The organism is Staphylococcus lugdunensis (assembly GCF_002901705.1).
Lineage (GTDB): Bacteria > Bacillota > Bacilli > Staphylococcales > Staphylococcaceae > Staphylococcus > Staphylococcus lugdunensis.
Genome location: NZ_PPPV01000012.1, coordinates 40452 through 40990, shown reverse-complemented (window position 1 = coordinate 40990; position 539 = coordinate 40452). Strand labels below are relative to the sequence as shown.

The 539-nt window shown below is 50.3% G+C and carries 5 tRNA genes; all 5 read right to left on the bottom strand.

Annotated elements, in window-relative coordinates:
* Positions 1-61: 61 nt before the first annotated feature.
* The 5 genes from CD041_RS00880 to CD041_RS00860 all read right to left on the bottom strand — a co-directional run bounded on the left by CD041_RS00880 (position 62) and on the right by CD041_RS00860 (position 516).
* Positions 62-151 (bottom strand) — tRNA-Ser (locus CD041_RS00880).
* 9 nt (positions 152-160) lie between these two features.
* A tRNA-Ile gene (locus tag CD041_RS00875) sits at positions 161-234 on the bottom strand.
* 28 nt (positions 235-262) lie between these two features.
* Positions 263-336 (bottom strand) — tRNA-Met (locus tag CD041_RS00870).
* A gap of 16 nt (positions 337-352) precedes the next feature.
* Positions 353-428, bottom strand: a tRNA-Ala gene (locus CD041_RS00865).
* Between the two features lie 14 nt (positions 429-442).
* Positions 443-516: transfer RNA gene (locus tag CD041_RS00860), tRNA-Pro, on the bottom strand.
* Positions 517-539 lie beyond the last annotated feature (23 nt).

The window sequence follows — 539 nt, the reverse complement described above, 5'->3', positions numbered from 1 at the left end:
CGCGATCTCCTGCGTGACAGGCAGGCGTGTTAACCGCTACACTACGAGACCAAAATAAATACGGAGGAAGAGGGATTCGAACCCCCGCGAGCCGTTAAGCTCCTGTCGGTTTTCAAGACCGATCCCTTCAGCCGGACTTGGGTATTCCTCCAAAATTATATGGACCTTGCAGGACTCGAACCTGCGACCGAACGGTTATGAGCCGTTAGCTCTAACCAACTGAGCTAAAGGTCCTAAATATAATTCAATATTAATTAAATAGTGGCGGTGGAGGGGATCGAACCCCCGACCTCACGGGTATGAACCGTACGCTCTAGCCAGCTGAGCTACACCGCCTTTATTTAGTTTTATATGGTGGAGACTAGCGGGATCGAACCGCTGACCTCCTGCGTGCAAAGCAGGCGCTCTCCCAGCTGAGCTAAGCCCCCATTTATTCAAGAAGTCGGGAAGACAGGATTCGAACCTGCGACCCCTTGGTCCCAAACCAAGTGCTCTACCAAGCTGAGCTACTTCCCGTATTAAATTATGTTTATAAAAAG